Origin of the sequence: Paenibacillus alkalitolerans (assembly GCF_016482785.1) — a bacterium.
Classification (GTDB): domain Bacteria; phylum Bacillota; class Bacilli; order Paenibacillales; family YIM-B00363; genus Paenibacillus_AE; species Paenibacillus_AE alkalitolerans.
This window is the reverse complement of sequence record NZ_JAEMXM010000003.1, coordinates 1-18,001: the sequence shown is the minus strand read 5'-3', so window position 1 is coordinate 18,001 and position 18,001 is coordinate 1. Positions and strand designations below refer to the sequence as shown.

Here is an 18,001-nt window from a genome sequence, read left to right as displayed (position 1 = left end):
AAGACAAGCAGTTGACAACATCATACCACAAAAGGGGGAACATCCCCAAGGAGAAACACTTTCCGCTATATAACAGGAAAAAATGGCCGTGTGCCGTACTTTTCTCAAAGTCAGGAATATCACTATTCATGTAAAGGATGCGCAGGACGGCAAAGGGGCATTTTGGTGACGCAAAGAAAGACTCGTTTTGCGATGAGCCGTAGTCCTTGTCCCGGTCATATTCGCATCAGAGTCTTGTGCCAAACGTTTAACGGAAATTCGTGTATTTAAACTTTCACTTGTTTCGGGGTGAGCATAATTTAGCGGAATTTTATGTGCTTAAAAGTGGTCGGAAATTATGAATTTCCCTCGAACAGTGGCGATTAAGCACACGAAATTCCGCTAACCTGTAAATCGTGTCCACTACTGGGCAGTTTATGCACACGATATTCCGCTATCAATTGCATTTCCAAAACTTAGCTCTGCGGTTGAGGCTGCCCGACCAGCAATGTGTACCATTCTCCGAATTTATACCAAATCCAATCCAACGCCCGGTCCACCTCGGTCACTTGCCCCGATATATGCGCGGTTGAAGCGAGTACCGCTTTGCCGTCTATGACGGTGAGATTTCCTTTCACGTCCCCGTCAACCTGCACCGTACCGTTCTCCACCACAAGACTGCCTTTCATCGTCGAATTTTCCGGAACGATGACGTTGCGCCCTTCAATGAACACCCCGTCCAGATCGTCTCCCTTAACGATCAGCTGTGTGCCCTGATTCCACATCGATAAGAAGCTGCTGATCATCACAATGAGGAACGCGGCGGCGGCCGTCGCCGCAGGATGGCGGCGCACCCAACTCACCCAGCTGCGGCGTACCGGAGCGGGAGGAAGGTTCGCCATAATCTTCGCCGTTAAATCGTCGGGCGTCTGCGGACGCTCCAAAACCTTGACAAGCGCTTCCGTCTTCTCGAGCGCCCGAAAGCGGCTCGAGCACGCAGGACAATCGCGCAAATGATATCGAAGCTCAAGCTGCCGTGTGGCATTCAGTTGTCCGTCCAAATAGTCGTGCATCAACGGGAGGGCTTCTTTACATTGCACGTCCAGCCACTCCTTTCTCCTTACAAGAATGCGTCTGAATATACAATACGTACGAGTTCGCGCGATGTTTCATTTTTACGTTCATAGAATGTCTTCCAGCTCCATTTTTTTACGCAAAAACTCACGACCCCGATGCACTCTGGTCTTTACGGTGGTTACGGGCATGTCCAGCACGTCGCCGATTTCCTGCAGCGACATGTCGTGCAGATACCGCAATATAACGACGGATTTGTATTTCTCGGGCAGCGTATCAATGGCCTCGCGTATGCGCCGCTGAGTTTCCGACAACATAACACGGCCTTCCGGTGTCGGCTCGTCGCTTGGAAGCATAGCGTACCAGTCTGTGCCTTCGCCGTCCGCCACGTCGGCATCCAAAGAATAGGAAGCTTTCCGTTTGCGCAGCTTGTCTATACACAGATTGGTCCCGATCCGGTAAATCCAGGTGGAAAACTTCATCGTCTCGTCGTAACGATCGAGGTTGCGAAAGACGCGCAAGAATGTTTCTTGCACGATGTCTTCGGCTTCCTGGCGGTTTCCGACCATTCGGTACGCCAGATGGTACAATTTATCTTTATATAGCTCCACTATATCCGCGAAAGCGCCCCGGTCGCCCGTCTTCGCAAGCTTCGCCAAGCGCGTTTCGATATTGTGCATGTCCATGTAATGCCGAGCACTCCCCTCGCGACAAAAGAAAAAGGCCGGGAACGCTTCATACGCTGGTGTTGGTATGCCCGGCAGGAGTTATTATCCATTTATCATTAAATTTATCATCCGGTATTGCGCAAGCCTGCGGCAATTCCGTTAATGGTCAGAAGCACTTCCCGGAGCAGCTGCGGATTATCCTCGTTGCGGTCCCGAATGGAGCGCAATTCCGTAAGCAGCTTGACCTGAAAGTAGCTGAGCGGATCCACGTACGGATTGCGCAAGCGGATCGATTCTTGGATGATCGGCACATTGTCGAGAATTTCCGTCTGTCCCGTAATTTGCAAAATAATATCAGACGTCAGTTTATATTCGTTCTCAATTTCGGTGAATATGCGGTTGCGCACCGTTTCGTCCCGGATCATGCCTGCGTATTCTTTCGAAATGAGCAGATCCGCCTTGGCGAGCGCCATCTGCAGATTGTCGATAAGTCCTTTAAAGAAAGACCAGTTCTCGTACATTTCCTGCAGCGTCTTCATTCCGTCCTGTCTGCTCCGGGCGAACGTATGGAGTCCTGTCCCCGCTCCGTACCACGCCGGGAACAAGTAACGGCTTTGCGTCCACGCAAATACCCAAGGAATCGCCCGAAGATCCTCAAAGCGGTCGCTGTTTTTCCGCTTGGACGGTCTCGATCCGATATTCAGCTCGCCGATTTCCGGCAGAGGCGTCGATTCGCGGAAGAACATAAGGAAATCCGGATCGCGGAATACGAGATCCTGATATTTCTTCTGCGCCGCTTCCGACATCAGCTTCATGAACTGCTCGTAACGGCGTTCTTCCGGCATGCTTTGCTGGTTGCGTGCCTGAACCGCCGCCGTCAGGAGCGCCGAAGTCGCCTGTTCGAGGCTTCGGTACGCGATACCTTGCAGCGAGTAGCGGGATGACAGCACTTCGCCTTGCTCCGTAATCTTCATTCCGCCGCCGAGCGTATGCGGAGGCTGCGCCAGGATACTCCGGTTCAACGGCATGCCGCCCCGTCCGAGAGCGCCGCCCCGTCCGTGGAAAAATTTCAGCTTCACGCCGAAGTCGCTTGCCGCGCTCGTAATGGATTGGAGCGCTAAGCGAAGCTCCCAGTTCGCCGTCAGCATACCGCCATCCTTGTTGCTGTCGGAGTAGCCGAGCATGATCTCCTGTATGCCGTCCAGAACGTCCACCGCCTGGCGGTACGTAGGCACTGCGAACAGCTTGCGCATAATGTCCGGGGCCGCGTGCAGATCCTCGATCGTCTCGAACAACGGAACGGCCTGGAACGCCGCGTGAACGGTGCCGTCGGCATTTCTTCTAAACAAACCCGCCTCTTTGCCGAGCACCATCACTTCAAGTATGTCGCTGGCGCCTTGAGTCATGCTGATCAGGTAACTCCGGATGCAGCGCGGACCGAACTCCTGCTGCGCCCGTTGTATCGTACGGTATACGTTCAAACATTCTTCGGTAGACTCCGAGTATTGCACGTATGGCGAAGTAAGCGGCCGCGCATCTTCCAATAGTTTGTGAAGAAGCGGAACCTTTTCATCCTCGGTCAACTTGGAATAATCTTCTGCTATTCCCATATTATTAAGGATTTCCTGCATGGCGGCTTCGTGCTCTTTGCTGTGCTGGCGCACGTCAAGCGCCGCAAGATAAAATCCGAACAGCTCAGCTTGGCGTATAAGTTTCCGAATGAACGAATCGGCGGAATAATCGGCGAAATGATTTCGCAAACTCCGGTCAATAATATATAAATCACGAATGAATTCTTCAGGCGAAGCGTATCGGGCTTGCAGGCCGGCTCCGCCGGTCCGGGTATTCTGGATGCGCTCCAACATGTATGTCAGCTTAATTCGGTACGGTTCGGTGTCGTTGCGCCATGCGTCTGTAGACTTCAGCTCTAATTGCCTGCGGTCCGCTTCAATGGAGTCAAGCAATTCTTGAGTGACCTCCACCAATGTCGTGCTGAAGCTGAGCAATTTAAGGCCTTCTTTCAATTTCTCCTCATACTTCTTAAGCGCCAATTGGCGATGCATGCCAAGCGTGTCCCACGTAACGTTCGATCTGACCGACGGGTTTCCGTCCCTGTCTCCTCCGATCCAAGAGCCGAAGCGCAAGAACGTCGGAACGTGCCAATTGCCTTCCGGGTAATATTTCTCCAGGCACCGCTCCAGCTCGTCGTATACGTCGGGCAGCGCATCGAACAGCGTCTCGTCGAAGTAATACAATCCGTTGCGCACTTCATCCATCACGGTAGGTTTACGGTCGCGAAGCTCGTTCGTCTGCCATAGCGTCAGCACTTCATTCAGCAGTCTCTGGCGCAGCCGCTCCCTCTCCCGATACGTTAGGGTAGGGTCGTCCAGCTGCATCATATCGTCGGCTATGCGCTTATGAATATCGAGTATGGCGCGGCGCATCGCTTCCGTAGGGTGCGCCGTCATGACCAGCTCAAGGGAAACTCCGCTTAAAATATGCTCGATGTCTCCGGCCGAAACGCCGCGTTCTTTCAGTTCAAGAACGACGCTTTCGATGGAACCGGGCTGAACGGTCTCCGCCGCGCTCCGCTCGTAATCGCGCTTGCGGCGTATCCGGTGGTTTTGTTCGGCGATATTGACCAACTGGAAATATACCGCGAATGCGCGGATCACTTGAAGTCTTATTTTCGGATCAAGAGTATCGACAATGGACTTAAACTCTTCATGAATCTCAAGAACGTAAGATGCGCGAAGCGTCTTGCTCATCTCGCGAATTTTCTCCACGATTTCGAGCAGTTCGTTTCCGCCTTGATGTACCAACACTTCTCCGAGAATGTTCCCGAGGAAGCGTACGTCCCTGCGCAACAATTGGTGGTTGGAATGCTGTTGATGTCCTGCTGCAACAGCGGTCGTCGTCTCTGTCATCGCTTGGTTTCACCCCGTTAAATCCGGCATATGCAGCCGGTCTGTATATCTTTTCATTGTACTAAATAACCGTTAGAAAATCTCGTATTTTCTGAAAAACGGAATAATTTTTCAGCTGCAAGGCGGACAGTTTGGGGAAACCAAATGGAGCTGGAACTTTCCGGATATCGTCTGAAGCATCCGCACACCCGCAACGCTGTTTCCGGCAAAGTCCAACGCAGGTCCGAATATGCCGAATCCGAAGCGATTGGGTGCGAACGACACGATCCCTCCGCTTACGCCGCTCTTTGCGGGCAATCCCACTTTCAGAAAAAATTCGCCCGAATGATTATACATTCCGGATGTAACCATGATTGTAGTCACGATTTGCACGATATCCGGCTGCACAAGCTGCACGGCTTCACCCTGCTCGTTGCGGCGCAAGCCCCACTGGGCGAAAAACAGTCCGATTCGCGCCAGATCGATGCAACTGACCTCAAGCGAACAAAGCTGAAAGTACAAATCCAACATTTCCTCAACATTTACATCGGGATCTATGACGCCGGTGCTTTTCATGAAATAAGCCAATGCCCGGTTTCTGTCGCCTGTGTTTCGTTCGGAGAGGAACACCTTTTCGTTCAATTGTATATTCGCATTGCCTGTAATGGCGCTAATCATGTCGACAATGCGCTGCAGCCGGTCTTCTTTGGTCCGTCCGGGCAGCATCGACGCAATGACGATTGCGCCGGCGTTGATCATCGGATTAAGCGGCTTCTTATGGTCCACGGTCTCCAGCTTGACAATGGAATTGAACGGATCGACGCTCGGCTCCATTCCGACCTTCTGAAATACGCGTTCCGGGCCGTATTCCGACAGCGCCACCATCAGAGTAATAATTTTGGATATGCTTTGGAGAGTGAATGGTGTGTGTACGTCGCCTTCCGCCCACAGCGCTCCGTCGGGAGCGGCCACTGCGATGCCCAACGCGTGGGGGTTGGCGTACGCCAGCTCCGGAATGTAATCGGCGACCTTTCCTTCCTTGGTATACGGACGTATATCGTGAATAAGCTGTTGAAGATATTGATTCGAAAATGTTCCCGCCATAAGTGGATCTTCTCCTCCGAGAGGTGCTTGGTAAGTATAGTGTAACCATAACGGCGGGTACTCGGCAATGAAATACGTAAGAATGAACCTTGCCAATGCGCCATTGCCGCCCTATCCGCCTCAATGAGCATGTAGAGAACTGGCCTACCTCGGCATTCTCTGCCACGCACTTAGCTAGCCGCGTATGCAGAGGTAATTTGTGCCGCTGCAGCAGACAATATAATTTTCGCGGCTCTCTAGAGGCAACATTTGCCTCTGTACAAGTGTCCAATCTTCCATTGTGCACGTTTTGTCGAATGCAGCGGTACAAATTACCGCTGCACCGTACTCAATTAAAAAAGGCCGCCGATGCGCTCACACACGCATCGACAGCCTAAGGTATGGGATTGGGTCCTGCAAGTAAATCAAAGAGGAGAAAAGAGAAAAACTTCGCATGTACGAAGTTTTTCTCACGAAACATAATGGAGCGGGTGATGGGAATCGAACCCACGCTACCAGCTTGGAAGGCTGGAGTTCTACCATTGAACTACACTCGCTAAAAACCCGAAAACCCTTGATAATTCAGCATTTTTACCTCTGAGCGACTACCGTTCGGGTCTGGTACTATAGTACCATTGTTGACGCCATTGGTCAACAACCTGTCAACAATTCCCTATGATTACACAGTAAAGGGTCGTCACGAATGTTGACAGCCCAGATTTACGATGGAGTCGACCCGTCGATGTAGATCCCTCGCAGGCAGGAACTTCAAGGACATAATATACGTTTCAAAAATGGTTCATTTCCTTGTGGTAAAAAAAGGGTTTATTATCCTATGTGTAGAAAGTATTCTTTTGTCGATAAGATTGTGAGGTGCTCTTAATGTCCGTTATTAAAATTAAAAGTGAATTCTTTAACCATGACGCTCAAGCTGGTGGATTCTTTCCGGAGACTCATGCAAATCAAGGTATAAAAATTGAAAAATTTGTTGGTGATACTGGTCAAAATTATTTAATCGAAGGTATTAGAGGAACTGGCAAAACGCACATATTAAAAATGATAAATCAATGGTGTTTAGACAATTATCAGAAAAATAAAGTTCTTCCCGTCTATGTATCCTTGGCTGGAGTTTCAGAATGGATCGAAAAAGATATGGCTCTCTTCCGTATGCATCTTTATGCAAATATTGTTGTCACTACTGTTGGAGTTATTGAGAATAATAAGGATAAAATTGATGTCAAACCCTCTAACGGGTTTACAAGAGCAATGAAACTTATTTCTCAAATGTTTGGTTTATCAAGTGATACAAGTTTTGAAAATATATTATCAGAGATTAAAAACATTCATACTGCCTTGCTAAATCGTTTGACATATAACTCTGAGCATCTTTTGCAGAAAGATTCAGCAACTACTGAACAGAAAATTTCGGGTAGGGCTACGCTTCAACCCCTTCAGCTTACATTTGACGATTTGTATAAAACAATTGAAGAAAATGAAGTGAAGTTTGTTGGGAGGAGCCTTGCCCACGAAAATGCATCTTCATTTATCATTCAATTTTTTAATCAGTTGAAAGAGATTCTAAACCATAAATACACACTAATATTGCTCGATGAATGTTCTGAAGTCTCAAAAGATGCTCAGATTGAGGTCTTCCGACTTCTTAAACTTATCAGAGGAGCTTTCACACAAAATCCAACTGAAAATACAGCCTATTTCTGTGCAACGGTTTATCCGACACCTGTTACTTACTACCCGTCAAAACTACGTGGAGATTCATTCAATTTTGATTGTGGTCATGACGCCATAATGGAGTACCTGCACTTAGACGAATTATCGGAAGAATACTTACCATTTTTCCAAGAACTTACTGGAAAGAGGTATTCAAAGATTCATGAGAAGCAATACAATGCAAATTCTTACTTGGAGATATTTGAAAATGAAAGAGCGTTTATACTAGCCGCTTATCTGAGCAACGGTATAGTAAGAAGATACATTGAAATTTTAAAACATGCCTACGATAACTTGTGTCAAAGAGTAGGTGGGGCTGCCTCAGCAGATGAAAAGAAAATATCTATCAGGGATATTGAAGAGGGAGTTAACGTTGTTGTCTCAAACCAAATCCTAGCTCAGAATAAATTACTCCATGAAGATTTTGTTGTTTTAGATGATATAATTAACCGTATCTCTCGGAGAAACAAGAAGAATGAAACTGAAAATAAACAAAAAGATAAAGAGAATAAATTACCATCAAATGTATATTTCACTGTTTCTAGGTCAGAGTTGGAACGATTAGGAAGAGCATTGATACAAGGAGCAGTACACGATAAAGGGAAGACGCGCCTTAAAAAATATCATAAAGAAGGTGGAGTCAGAGGTGCTCTTCTTATGCTTGACTTAGCCACTGCCTTCTATCATGGTGCTATTGAACGTACAAGAGCGGTGGAAATTTTCAGTAATGATTTGAAACAAAATGCGAAGAGCGGTTACTTGTGGTGTCAAGATTTTAAGCTAGCTGAATAAGATCGAAAAGCCGGTCAATTTTGAGCGGCTTTTCAAATCAAAACTTGCCGTTACAGACAGCGCGGAGAACCGTTCATAGCTGAAAGATGTAGTCGCTCAACGACGGGTACGATAATACAATTAACCTCCTTCCTGAGAAGGAGGTTTACTTTTGATCTTAAAATTGCCGGAAATTGGCCGAGCCAGTCAATCTTGAACAAAGCGCCATTCGAATCCGCCAACAGTCCGTCCCTTGCCACGACATACCCGAGAGATATCACCGTGTGCTAAACGCAACTCGCGTGCTGCCTTTCTGATTGATAACCAATGACGCACAGTCAAACCAGTCAATGGGTCAATCTGGGCGATAGCTTTGCTAAGTTTAGCTGTTGCAGATGCTAAACTCTTGGCTGTCGCACCGGATGCAACTGATGCCCGGCCACCTTTAGACGCCCTCTGCACCGCTTTTTCAATGTCGTATAGTCCGGTGTCGAATACATGCCTAATATTCTCGCTCTGGGTGGACCATTCAAGGTTGCCGGCCCGGTTGTTCGTCTTGACACCGTCTTTATGATTGACTTCAGGTTTATTTTCCGGATTCGGTATGAAAGCCTCTGCCACTAGGCGGTGCACCCTCTTGGTCTTATGCTTGCCGTTCAATGATAGTGATACCTTAGGGTAGCCGTCCTTATCACGTCCCGGCTTCAATAACCTCGCCCTGCCACTCTTCCAGCTTCTCACCCGACCATGATTGCTGACCTCATAGTGCCCTTCATACCCCTCAATCCACTTCCATTCTTCCATTCTCCAGATTCCTCCTGCCAGTATCATATAGGTCGTCACGAATGTTTACGGCCCAGATTCACGTTACGGTAGCATGGTTGTCGGCCCAGCATTGTATGAGTTTTTGGGTGGCGATGCTCTATCGGAAGTTGTTAAAATATTGCTTGCCTGAAAATAAAAATCACGGGAAAGGACTTCCTTCCTGAATGTGGAATTATCATTTAGGAGGAGATGATACCATGTTGAATAGAAAAATGAATAATTATCTGAACGCTATCGATATAGCCCTTACCACAGAAAACTGGTATGCGGCTCTAGCTCTAGCGCTTACTTTACCGGATATTTGTGGAAAACTGGAGTCGCCTACTCAGGGTTCACAACAGCGCTATGCCGTGTGGTTTGATAATTACGTGAGTCCAAAGTACACACACCGGGTTGGTGTGAATTATGGAGAGGTCGTCTTTCTAAATGGAAATGATTGTTATGCATTAAGGTGCTCCTTTCTACACGAAGGAAATAACTCAATTTTGCATCAAAGAGCTAGAAATGTCCTAGATGATTTTCGATTTGTAGTCACAGGCGGCGCTATACATTGCAGCAAATCAAACAATACCCTGCTAATTGATGTTGCTACTTTTTGTTCAGATATTAGAGATAGTATTAGTGTGTGGTTAATAGATGTACGTGAGAATCAAGATGTGCAAAACAGGGCGAACAGCTTGTTAGAAATACAATTTCACCTGTGATAAAAACGAAGTTCGATAGTTCATTAACCGCCTTCCTGAGAAGGCGGTTTACTTTTGGTCTTAATTCAACATTAAGGCATAGCTATTGAATTAAGCTATCCTTGTATCAATTACTCCCACGGTTACGCTGGCCGAACTGGAGAAATCCAGATGGAATTTCCCATCATCCTGCCGGTAATTAGCCGAGTCATCCAATTTGATTGCTGCTAACTGTCCAGCCGGTACCTCGTAATTGCGGTGTAAGTTGGCCAACTGCCAAGCCGCAGAAGCCTGTACGGCTGGGTCTGGGTCAACAGGTAATTTCGAATTGCTCAGGACTTTGACCGTGACCGGTGAAGCTGCTCCATTCTGGACAACCAGAATTGCCCCGTCATATTCTGCCTCCACGGCCATACCGTTTGTGGCATCTGCGGCCACCATGACTGGCGCTGTTGCAAATCTGGACATTCCGACTTTGGCGACACTGCTAATTGTTATTCTTGGCATTTTGAATTCCCCTAGATTGGTTTATTAGACTCGTTCGTTGTAATGTTCACGGCTAAGGTAGGGATCGCTCGGCGGTTTCAGCTTCGGAAGCTGGCCGGTCATGGATTGATTGAAATGGAACTGAATCGCATGGGCTACTCGGCCAGCTTCTTGGCCGTACTGTTTACTGATTTCCTCCATATCAGCCAAAGCTGCCTCGTATTCCTGTTTGGCTTCCATTGCTCTCTGGATTGATGCATCCATGTCCTCGCGAGTTGCTTGATAGACTTTTACAAAGGCAGCTATCAGGGCCTTGGGGCTTACAACGTGCTCGATCTTCGCTGCCTTCGTCCGCTCGTTGATGCCCTCAATATCGGTCATCAGTACTTGCGCTTGACGAAGCTCGACCATTAACCGACTTTCCTCTTCTTCCTGATCGCCCAGAATCGCCGCGTCTAGCTTCTTTTTCAAGTCTGCGATATGCTGCGCCACACCGTCCAACCGGTCTTGCAGCTTCACATTTTTGGATACCCTTGCTGCTGCTGCCTGATTCAACTGCTCCAGCAATCCGTTAACCTCTGCCATGTGCTGATTCATCCGATACCATCCCCCATTGGTTTTGTTGGTTGCTTCCCTGTCTCAAAATAGACTCAGCCGATTGCCTCAGGACGGCGGCCAGCGATCTAATATTGTCGCCGTCTTCCCCCTCTTCGGGTTCGCCACTAATTTGCACAATCTCCGCGACACGCTTCCAGTCAGCAATCGAATTCAACTTGAACTTACCTGCATTTACTCGAGCAAGCAGGTCACGAACCAGTTTGGTAGCTATCTCCCGGTTCATCTCGTGGAATCCGAGTATGCCTTCATTCGTCCGGGCAATTATCTCCGAACCCAACTCATGGTCCCGTTGCTGGACCCTATCCGCCCATGCGAATTCGGATGACCACCGCTTGATTGTTGAATCTGCCTTGCCGAAATTTTGCGCAACCTTGCCAAGGCTCCGGGATTCACCAAGGCTGTAGTAGTAGTCGAATGCTTCGATGTGTTCCCGTGTCTCCCTCATCCGATCACACCCCGGTTGCCAGTTCGGCTGTAGCCCGATTAGAGCCGCTGTTTTGAATTAGTGACCTAATCAGTGCAGGTAGTTCCTCCGGTTGAATCGTTGCTCGGGGCTTACCATCCACCGCCACCAGTATGAATCCGTCCGTCGATTCCACGAAAGACACCGCCCGGCCATCTTCTAACTTCAAACGCAACAACGGCTCCGGAATCCGGTTTAATTTCGGACTCGGGGACCCTCCAGCCGACAACAGCCGGTTGACTTCTTCTACCTGAATCCGCCAAACCGACCCAAGCTTGATGCCTTTCAATTTCCCCGACTTCAACCATGCCTGAATTGTCCTCGGCCTCAATCCCAGCAGTTCTGCCGCCTTTCCCGTACTTATCATTGTGTTCAATTCCCTGATCACCTCCAGCTTCAACCCAAATAGTTAACGCAAAAGGCGCATCTGTGTATGTCTGCGTCAGCCAAGGTGTATAGAGTTTGGGTGTAGGGTGTACAGTAAGGTGTAGGTAGTGGACCGAATCTACACTTGCCTTCGGTCCCGTCACGACGGGCTTCTTTAAATCTGGGTGTAGGGGTGTAGGGTTTGAGTGGTGCTAATCCGTTCTTTTTCTTTTTCTTTTTCTTTATTTTAGAGAATGAGAAAACCCTACACCCCTACACCCAACACCCAACGAACGGCGTCACGACAGGTTTCGTGAATGGTGTAGATTTGTCTCGAAACCCTACACCAACCCTACACCCCTACACCACCCTTAAATTTCATATCAATTAAGGCGTCAAGTGAGGATTTTATAACATATTCCACACCAGTCTTCTTTCGGTTCTTCACGATCGTAATGCCTAACTCTGCCAGTTCGGATTCTGCCCTGTTTATTGCCTTACCGAATGCAGCTGGATTACTCAATTCCTTGATGCCCTGCCATGCAGCCCATGATATTGAACGAGTGTTCTTATACCTCTCATGGCTTCCGTCCTTGTAGTCGCTATAACATTCTCTTGCCTTGTTCATCAAGGTGGTGGCAGTACCTTTCCACTCGACCGAGTTCTTACCCTTTGTCACAGAATTGATTGATTCAGTTCTGAGTATGCCAAGGATTGCTTGGACGACCGGGTTTTCATTAGCATTACTTAAGGTGACTTGCTTCATGTTGGCTCTATATGCCTCAATGAACTCTTCCTTACTGAGACCCAAACCCTCAATCCCAGCTTGCACCCATGCCTCGAAGTCCGCAAGCCTGCCCTCGATGATCGGTTTTTGATCGCGATTTCTGAATGCGCATGAAATCCCATCCATGATCGCACCTAAGATGTGGGGTAAGTCTTGGTAGAACTCAGAGAAAATTTCCTCTTCGGTCTTGCGTTTATCCTTATCGATCTTTGGCAATTCAAGAACAATCGAACGGCTTGCTAGGTCCCCGCGCTTGGCAATTGAGTCGATACCGTTCAGCACCAAGGGTCTCATGGCATCAAGCACAAATTCATCGGCATTCGTGTATAAGGTCCGGGAAGAGATTGCGCCACCTGTACTTACCCGACAAACGATGTCCGATATCTTGGCTGGCATCCCACTCAAGTTGTCCATTACTAGCAGGTGCGAATTCTGAAGGGCGATGAGCATCTCCTTCTCATCGGTGTACAATGATCGCAGCGGTGCCAATGACGGGTCAACAATATCTTTGACTATCCGTGAGAGCGTGGATTTTGCCGACCCCTGTTGTCCCTCCAACACCAAAATTGGGTATGGCCCTCTTGGTCGGAATGAACCCAACAGATATGCAACTAACAGTATGAAATCCCAGTCATTGATGTTGACGTATTTACGAAGAAGACTGATGTCGCCACCTTTTTGCGGCTCTGGCAGCGATTTCGCCGTGCATGGCGTCTTGAATATGACTGGTGCTTGCCCCACCACTCTCCAGTCATGCGCGGTAATTTCGACTGCTTTTCCTTCGTTCGAAAGGTCAACATAAACAGCGTCATCATGTCTGGCCACTCTCAAGTGCATTTCCGTTAGTTCATGTTGCTGGCTTACCTTGACTGTGACTTCCTCTATTGCTTCCTCGAACCGAATCTTCGGTGGCAACTTTCCAACAATTTCAAAATACTTCCCCTTAACCTCAAACCCAAATTCATCGCTCTTTATTGGAAGGGTCTTACAGCCTTTTACCGTTTTGACCTTTGCATAGATCTGCTTGTCATTCGAGGCTTTAAAAAACTCAATCCCTCCAAGTACATTTCTCAGTATGTCAAGTTCATTTGTCATTGCCACCACCTGCCTTTTGGGCACGTATAGCTTTAATCCGTTCGATCTCGTCGGCACTAATCGCTGGTCGGTCTGCTATCGTCTCTACTTTGACCAATCCGCGGTTTATCCATGAGCGGTACAACGTGACGCGATTGATGCCGATTCTTCTGGCTGCTTCCTTGATGCTGCAATATTCCAAGGTTACCCCCTCCTGTCAGGTTCGGGCCTCTCATTGTGCCCTTGCCTTAAACAGTCAATCAGCTCAGCCATGATGCAACACCCTGTAGCCTAAATTCAATCAGGTCTTCTTAAACTTCCCAGTGTTGTTACCGTTGTTTCCGTATGCAATCAGGCCCGTCACGACGCGGATTTTGCCGGAAACAATCGGTTGTTTCCGCGTGTTTTCGTGTTTCCGATTTGAACCTAAAAATTTTTCCCTTTTGGGGTTTGGCTCAGCTTAAGCTACTGACGATATATGGGGTGGGTAAAATACTTCAAAACCATAAGGAGGAACATGAGATGCAACAAAAGGACCTAAAGATGCTTGAGGAAGTGGTCGAAGTGCTACACTTTATTGCACAAAACCTAAAGGAAATGGAGGAAATGGTCGAATCGCTACAGACCCTAACGGAATTTGGGAGAAAGTCCGAATCACTGCAGAATATTGCAGAGGAGCTAGCGGAACTAAGGGAAGCTGAGGTGAGGCGGTTGAAATCAACAATAGTCGAGCCAGACAATCCGTTTGGTTGCTGGGCAGTAGTTAGAGTGGGCGGTCGTCGTGAAGTAGGCATAATAGTCAATACTGTGCGCAATAAGCCGGGTCACAAGTTCAAATACAAGGCATTCACGGTAAAACTCCGCAGGGACGGCACCCTAATTTACCCATGGGCCCATGATGTCAGCATCGCAGGCGGCGTAAGAGCCCCGGAATGGGCTCTCCCGTCCTCTGGATGTCTTCCCCGCTATTAGATGTTTCGGGAAGGGTCCAGAACGCAAGGGAAACCCAACGGAGACAGCCGCCGACATAAGCGAACGCCCCCAACCACCGGCTAAGGTTTATTGGGGGCGTTCTATATATTGGAGGAGGACTCATGGGGAATAGTAGCCAGCAGCAGTCTGATATTGCACCCAAGCCACCCGAATTTGATTAAGTCGTAGGCTCACATTGGCGCTGGATATGTTGAGTATCTGGCCGATTTCCTTAAGAAAGTTCCGGCAGTTATTCTGGTCGTACCCCAGCATAATGAGATCGAACACATCTCGTTTACGTCCGGTGAGTTGATCGCGGAAATCCTTAATTGTCAGTCTGTCCTCCTGATGACAGCCAGCGCCCTCGATTGTTTCGCTGTGAGGAATGACCCTCCGCAGTAGGCCGGCCTGAGAGCCACAACGGCGGCAAACGTACTGGCCGCGTACTCGGTTTGGTCTGCTGACGGTCTGGCAATTTGAGCATTCTTGTTGTAACTCCTTCTTGCCCTCCCTTCTGATTGCATCGGCCACGGCCCACAGCCCTTTGTTGAGGATAAAAGCCATTGGGTCGCCAATGTCCAGACGAGCCTCCAGTATTGCCTGATAACAGCCAATCAAGAAAACCTGACGAATATCATCGCGGTCGGCGTAGGACATTCCGGGTGCGAAGTATCGCTGTAGCTTGCGATCACGGTGTTCTTCAGCTATGTAGTACAGCAATTCATTGGCGGCTGCTTTACCTTCTGGCCCCTTCCTTTGAGCCAGTTCAATCAATCTTTGGGTATCCAAAGTGGCCTCCCCCTATGCCTTGCTACGAATGTCCATCAGCTTCCACCATTGCTTTCCCCTCTGGCGAAGCTGTTCTATGTATTCCTCTGCCTCTTCCCGAGTACAGCAAAACCTAGAAAGGCTGGCCGTTTCTTTGTCCCGCCTGTCCAAATCCCTTCTCATGACCGAGACCCCAAAGATCGGTTCTCCATCGACGCCGGTTCCCTCGGATAGCTCAGCGGCATACAGCCCCGCCTCGTAATATCCCAGAACCTTCGGCGTCATGAAGTTCCTAACCATTCCCCGGAATGCTTCTTCGGCTGACTTCAACTTAGCCATCTCCCCTGCCCTCCACTGTTACCATATTTTCCCAATTCCAGTAAATCACACAGGGCGTTTACCGTCAATCTGCGCGACAGGGAGGACGGCAGGCTGTAAATGGAAATAATTGACAGAAATATAACGCCAATGATTCAATGAATGCGTAAAATTTCTCGTCAACAATCAAAGGAGGCAATGAATCAGATGCCAAGCATTCAAAAACGCGGCGAGCGCTCATGGTTACTGGTCGTTGAAATTGGCAGTGACGCCAACGAGAAGCGTAAGAAAAGGACTAAGACAATCCGAGTTGAGGACGACCGGATTCTGAAAAGTCCAAAGAAACTAAAGGAACATCTTAATGACGAATTGTTGCGCTTCAAAATGGAGGTGGAGGCTGGCACATATGTCAAGCCAGCTAAAATGACATTCGAACAGTTCGTCCGGAATGAGTGGATACCCAAATACAGCAGGAAGATCATGAGCCCGCTCACGTATCGAAATTACATCGATCATCTAGACCGTACCCTTTTACCGGCATTCGGGCACTACGTTCTCCATGATATCAAGACCATGCACATCGTAACCTTCTTCGATGATCTGGACAAGTCAGAATTATCAGGGAGCACAAAGCTGTACATATTCAAGGTATTAAAAAGTGTATTTAATCAAGCGGTTAAGTGGAAGGTACACGCGGCGAATCCTGTTGACGGGGCAGAACGCCCGAAGGTGGAGAGTAAGAAGGCGCAGTATTACGACGAGGCTGACGCCCAGAAGGTCATTGCTGCACTGCAACACGAACCCCCTAAGTGGAGGATGTTCTTCCTTGCCGCCATGCTCGGAGGATTCCGACGCGGGGAGCTAGTTGCCCTTGAATGGCCCGATGTCGATTTTGAAGCCGCCACAATTTGCATTCGTAAATCCATATCGATTACGCAAAACGGCAAGGCATGTGAGAAGGCCCCAAAGACGGAAGGTTCAGAACGGATTGTGGATATGCCTAGATGGTTAATGGATGAATTGCGTCGGTACCGGTTCATGTGGCTGGAGGAACGATTACAGTTGGGGGAGAATTGGCGCGGCGGCGACCGGCAATATGTATTCCATGGCGGAGATGGGCAGCCGTTTTTCCACAATACCCCTTCACTCACTTGGCGGCGATTCATAGCCCGGCACAAATTGCCCAAGGCCCGCCTACACGATTTGAGGCATACAGCGGCTACATTGTTAATTGAATCTGAAACCGACCTTAAAGCCGTACAGGAGCGATTAGGTCACACTAAGTATTCCACGACAGCCGATCTTTATGCCCATGTTACCAAGAAGATCAGGCAGGAAACTGCCTCAAAGCTGGATAAATTTGACCCTAACAGAAGCCTTTTGTCAACAAGTCGTCAACAATGAGGGTATTTAGGGCCGTAACCGACTAGGATGAGGAAATTCAGGCAAAACAAAAACCCCTTGTCCGACAAGGGGTTTCGGCTTTTCTGCTTATTAAGCGGGTGATGGGAATCGAACCCACGCTACCAGCTTGGAAGGCTGGAGTTCTACCATTGAACTACACCCGCATACATGGTCGGGACGACACGATTCGAACATGCGACCCCCTGGTCCCAAACCAGGTGCTCTACCAAGCTGAGCTACGTCCCGATGACACGGCCTGTGGGCCAGGTAAATAACTTAGTTTTTGAAAAATGGCGTGCCCTGAGAGATTCGAACTCCCGACCTTTTGATTCGTAGTCAAACGCTCTATCCGGCTGAGCTAAGGGCACATATTTGGAGCGGACGATGGGATTCGAACCCACGACCCTCGCCTTGGCAAGGCGATGCTCTACCACTGAGCCACGTCCGCGGAGACAAAAACTAGTTTACCAAAACCACAGTACGATTGCAACTTAATTATACTGCCATTCAAGTGAAAATATGGTGCGCGTAGAGGGACTTGAACCCCCACGGTCTCCCGCCAGATCCTAAGTCTGGTGCGTCTGCCAATTCCGCCATACGCGCAAAATGGTGAGCCATGAAGGACTCGAACCTTCGACACCCTGATTAAAAGTCAGGTGCTCTACCGACTGAGCTAATGGCTCTTAAAAGCTGGGGATCTAGGATTCGAACCTAGGCATGACGGAGTCAAAGTCCGTTGCCTTACCGCTTGGCTAATCCCCAATAATTACATGGTGCCGCCGAGAGGACTTGAACCCCCAACCTACTGATTACAAGTCAGTTGCTCTACCAATTGAGCTACAGCGGCGCTTAGCTTAGCATGTCATAAGGATGGTGGACGCTGACGGGATCGAACCGCCGACCCTCTGCTTGTAAGGCAGATGCTCTCCCAGCTGAGCTAAGCGTCCATTATTATTCACTACATTAATACGCATTATTCTTGAGTGGTGACCCGTAGGGGATTCGAACCCCTGTTACCTCCGTGAAAG

Annotated in this window: 17 protein-coding genes and 10 tRNA genes; 4 read left to right on the top strand and 23 right to left on the bottom strand. The window is 48.7% G+C overall.

From position 1 onward, the window contains the following. Window positions 1-455: 455 nt before the first annotated feature. From JET16_RS06715 to JET16_RS06695, 5 genes are all read right to left on the bottom strand, one after another. Window positions 456-1,079 (bottom strand): zf-HC2 domain-containing protein, encoded by a 624-nt coding sequence (locus JET16_RS06715; protein WP_199615057.1) that lies wholly within the window; start codon window positions 1,077-1,079, stop codon window positions 456-458. An 81-nt stretch (window positions 1,080-1,160) separates the two neighbouring features. Next, window positions 1,161-1,733 carry an RNA polymerase sigma factor SigW gene (gene sigW / locus JET16_RS06710; protein ID WP_199615366.1) on the bottom strand — a complete coding sequence of 191 codons (573 nt, stop codon included), beginning with the start codon at window positions 1,731-1,733 and terminating at the stop codon, window positions 1,161-1,163. Between the two features lie 113 nt (window positions 1,734-1,846). After that, window positions 1,847-4,648, bottom strand: coding sequence for a phosphoenolpyruvate carboxylase (gene ppc, locus JET16_RS06705; RefSeq protein ID WP_199615056.1), 2,802 nt, complete (start codon window positions 4,646-4,648; stop codon window positions 1,847-1,849). Window positions 4,649-4,759: 111 nt separating this feature from the next. Then, complete coding sequence (gene glsA / locus JET16_RS06700; RefSeq protein ID WP_199615055.1) at window positions 4,760-5,731, bottom strand: glutaminase A; 972 nt, start codon at window positions 5,729-5,731, stop codon at window positions 4,760-4,762. A 462-nt stretch (window positions 5,732-6,193) separates the two neighbouring features. After that, window positions 6,194-6,267 (bottom strand) — tRNA-Gly (locus JET16_RS06695). 325 nt (window positions 6,268-6,592) lie between these two features. Here JET16_RS06695 and JET16_RS06690 point away from each other — a divergent pair. Beyond that, window positions 6,593-8,230 carry a hypothetical protein gene (locus JET16_RS06690; protein ID WP_199615054.1) on the top strand — a complete coding sequence of 546 codons (1,638 nt, stop codon included), beginning with the start codon at window positions 6,593-6,595 and terminating at the stop codon, window positions 8,228-8,230. A gap of 186 nt (window positions 8,231-8,416) precedes the next feature. Here JET16_RS06690 and JET16_RS06685 read toward each other — a convergent pair whose 3' ends face one another. Further along, window positions 8,417-9,013 (bottom strand): NUMOD4 motif-containing HNH endonuclease, encoded by a 597-nt coding sequence (locus JET16_RS06685; RefSeq protein WP_199615053.1) that lies wholly within the window; start codon window positions 9,011-9,013, stop codon window positions 8,417-8,419. Between the two features lie 218 nt (window positions 9,014-9,231). Between JET16_RS06685 and JET16_RS06680 the strand changes: the two genes are divergently transcribed. Beyond that, complete coding sequence (locus JET16_RS06680; protein ID WP_199615052.1) at window positions 9,232-9,738, top strand: hypothetical protein; 507 nt, start codon at window positions 9,232-9,234, stop codon at window positions 9,736-9,738. 90 nt (window positions 9,739-9,828) lie between these two features. On the opposite strand, the gene JET16_RS06675 is transcribed toward JET16_RS06680, so the two are convergent. From JET16_RS06675 to JET16_RS06650, 6 genes are all read right to left on the bottom strand, one after another. After that, window positions 9,829-10,224, bottom strand: a complete 396-nt coding sequence (locus JET16_RS06675; RefSeq protein WP_199615051.1) for a hypothetical protein — start codon at window positions 10,222-10,224, stop codon at window positions 9,829-9,831. 24 nt (window positions 10,225-10,248) lie between these two features. Continuing rightward, window positions 10,249-10,800: a hypothetical protein gene (locus tag JET16_RS06670; RefSeq protein WP_199615050.1), complete on the bottom strand. Its 552-nt coding sequence runs from the start codon at window positions 10,798-10,800 to the stop codon at window positions 10,249-10,251. Next, complete coding sequence (locus JET16_RS06665; protein WP_199615049.1) at window positions 10,775-11,266, bottom strand: hypothetical protein; 492 nt, start codon at window positions 11,264-11,266, stop codon at window positions 10,775-10,777. The genes JET16_RS06670 and JET16_RS06665 overlap by 26 nt, the downstream gene beginning before the upstream one ends. 4 nt (window positions 11,267-11,270) lie before the next feature. Continuing rightward, on the bottom strand, window positions 11,271-11,651 hold the full coding sequence (locus JET16_RS06660) for a helix-turn-helix domain-containing protein (protein WP_233531234.1): 381 nt from the start codon (window positions 11,649-11,651) through the stop codon (window positions 11,271-11,273). A 351-nt stretch (window positions 11,652-12,002) separates the two neighbouring features. After that, window positions 12,003-13,532: a hypothetical protein gene (locus JET16_RS06655; protein ID WP_199615047.1), complete on the bottom strand. Its 1,530-nt coding sequence runs from the start codon at window positions 13,530-13,532 to the stop codon at window positions 12,003-12,005. Then, the gene (locus JET16_RS06650) at window positions 13,522-13,713 is read right to left on the bottom strand and encodes a MerR family transcriptional regulator (protein WP_199615046.1); all 192 of its coding nucleotides are present in this window, start codon (window positions 13,711-13,713) and stop codon (window positions 13,522-13,524) included. The genes JET16_RS06655 and JET16_RS06650 overlap by 11 nt, the downstream gene beginning before the upstream one ends. Window positions 13,714-14,033: 320 nt before the next feature. On the opposite strand from JET16_RS06650, the gene JET16_RS06645 reads away from it, so the two are divergent. Then, complete coding sequence (locus JET16_RS06645; protein WP_199615045.1) at window positions 14,034-14,483, top strand: hypothetical protein; 450 nt, start codon at window positions 14,034-14,036, stop codon at window positions 14,481-14,483. 120 nt (window positions 14,484-14,603) lie between these two features. Here the strand turns inward: JET16_RS06645 and JET16_RS06640 are convergent, their stop codons facing one another. Both JET16_RS06640 and JET16_RS06635 read right to left on the bottom strand, forming a co-directional pair. Next, the gene (locus JET16_RS06640) at window positions 14,604-15,272 is read right to left on the bottom strand and encodes a hypothetical protein (protein WP_199615044.1); all 669 of its coding nucleotides are present in this window, start codon (window positions 15,270-15,272) and stop codon (window positions 14,604-14,606) included. Between the two features lie 12 nt (window positions 15,273-15,284). Continuing rightward, a complete protein-coding gene (locus JET16_RS06635; protein ID WP_199615043.1) occupies window positions 15,285-15,590 on the bottom strand; it encodes a hypothetical protein in 306 nt (101 codons plus the stop codon). Between the two features lie 186 nt (window positions 15,591-15,776). Between JET16_RS06635 and JET16_RS06630 the strand changes: the two genes are divergently transcribed. Beyond that, complete coding sequence (locus tag JET16_RS06630) at window positions 15,777-16,973, top strand: tyrosine-type recombinase/integrase (protein WP_199615042.1); 1,197 nt, start codon at window positions 15,777-15,779, stop codon at window positions 16,971-16,973. A 93-nt stretch (window positions 16,974-17,066) separates the two neighbouring features. Here the strand turns inward: JET16_RS06630 and JET16_RS06625 are convergent. The 9 genes from JET16_RS06625 to JET16_RS06585 form a co-directional block, all read right to left on the bottom strand. Further along, window positions 17,067-17,137 (bottom strand) — tRNA-Gly (locus JET16_RS06625). 5 nt (window positions 17,138-17,142) lie between these two features. Further along, window positions 17,143-17,219 (bottom strand) — tRNA-Pro (locus JET16_RS06620). Between the two features lie 45 nt (window positions 17,220-17,264). Beyond that, window positions 17,265-17,341, bottom strand: a tRNA-Arg gene (locus tag JET16_RS06615). Between the two features lie 5 nt (window positions 17,342-17,346). Next, window positions 17,347-17,421 (bottom strand) — tRNA-Gly (locus JET16_RS06610). A 72-nt stretch (window positions 17,422-17,493) separates the two neighbouring features. After that, window positions 17,494-17,576, bottom strand: a tRNA-Leu gene (locus JET16_RS06605). Between the two features lie 4 nt (window positions 17,577-17,580). Then, window positions 17,581-17,656 (bottom strand) — tRNA-Lys (locus JET16_RS06600). Window positions 17,657-17,663: 7 nt separating this feature from the next. Then, a tRNA-Gln gene (locus JET16_RS06595) sits at window positions 17,664-17,735 on the bottom strand. A 9-nt stretch (window positions 17,736-17,744) separates the two neighbouring features. Continuing rightward, a tRNA-Thr gene (locus JET16_RS06590) sits at window positions 17,745-17,820 on the bottom strand. A 24-nt stretch (window positions 17,821-17,844) separates the two neighbouring features. Beyond that, window positions 17,845-17,920: transfer RNA gene (locus JET16_RS06585), tRNA-Val, on the bottom strand. Window positions 17,921-18,001: the final 81 nt, after the last annotated feature.

What these genes read in the sequence shown, in the direction of transcription:
- JET16_RS06635 (WP_199615043.1), bottom strand. Translation starts at nt 15,590, where the DNA reads ATGGCTAAGTTGAAGTCAGCCGAAGAAGCATTCCGGGGAATGGTTAGG.
- JET16_RS06665 (WP_199615049.1), bottom strand. Translation starts at nt 11,266, where the DNA reads ATGAGGGAGACACGGGAACACATCGAAGCATTCGACTACTACTACAGC.
- JET16_RS06670 (WP_199615050.1), bottom strand. Translation starts at nt 10,800, where the DNA reads ATGAATCAGCACATGGCAGAGGTTAACGGATTGCTGGAGCAGTTGAAT.
- JET16_RS06675 (WP_199615051.1), bottom strand. Translation starts at nt 10,224, where the DNA reads ATGCCAAGAATAACAATTAGCAGTGTCGCCAAAGTCGGAATGTCCAGA.
- JET16_RS06655 (WP_199615047.1), bottom strand. Translation starts at nt 13,532, where the DNA reads ATGACAAATGAACTTGACATACTGAGAAATGTACTTGGAGGGATTGAG.
- JET16_RS06630 (WP_199615042.1), top strand. Translation starts at nt 15,777, where the DNA reads ATGCCAAGCATTCAAAAACGCGGCGAGCGCTCATGGTTACTGGTCGTT.
- glsA (WP_199615055.1), bottom strand. Translation starts at nt 5,731, where the DNA reads ATGGCGGGAACATTTTCGAATCAATATCTTCAACAGCTTATTCACGAT.
- JET16_RS06685 (WP_199615053.1), bottom strand. Translation starts at nt 9,013, where the DNA reads ATGGAAGAATGGAAGTGGATTGAGGGGTATGAAGGGCACTATGAGGTC.
- JET16_RS06645 (WP_199615045.1), top strand. Translation starts at nt 14,034, where the DNA reads ATGCAACAAAAGGACCTAAAGATGCTTGAGGAAGTGGTCGAAGTGCTA.
- JET16_RS06680 (WP_199615052.1), top strand. Translation starts at nt 9,232, where the DNA reads ATGTTGAATAGAAAAATGAATAATTATCTGAACGCTATCGATATAGCC.
- JET16_RS06660 (WP_233531234.1), bottom strand. Translation starts at nt 11,651, where the DNA reads ATGATAAGTACGGGAAAGGCGGCAGAACTGCTGGGATTGAGGCCGAGG.
- ppc (WP_199615056.1), bottom strand. Translation starts at nt 4,648, where the DNA reads ATGACAGAGACGACGACCGCTGTTGCAGCAGGACATCAACAGCATTCC.
- JET16_RS06690 (WP_199615054.1), top strand. Translation starts at nt 6,593, where the DNA reads ATGTCCGTTATTAAAATTAAAAGTGAATTCTTTAACCATGACGCTCAA.
- sigW (WP_199615366.1), bottom strand. Translation starts at nt 1,733, where the DNA reads ATGCACAATATCGAAACGCGCTTGGCGAAGCTTGCGAAGACGGGCGAC.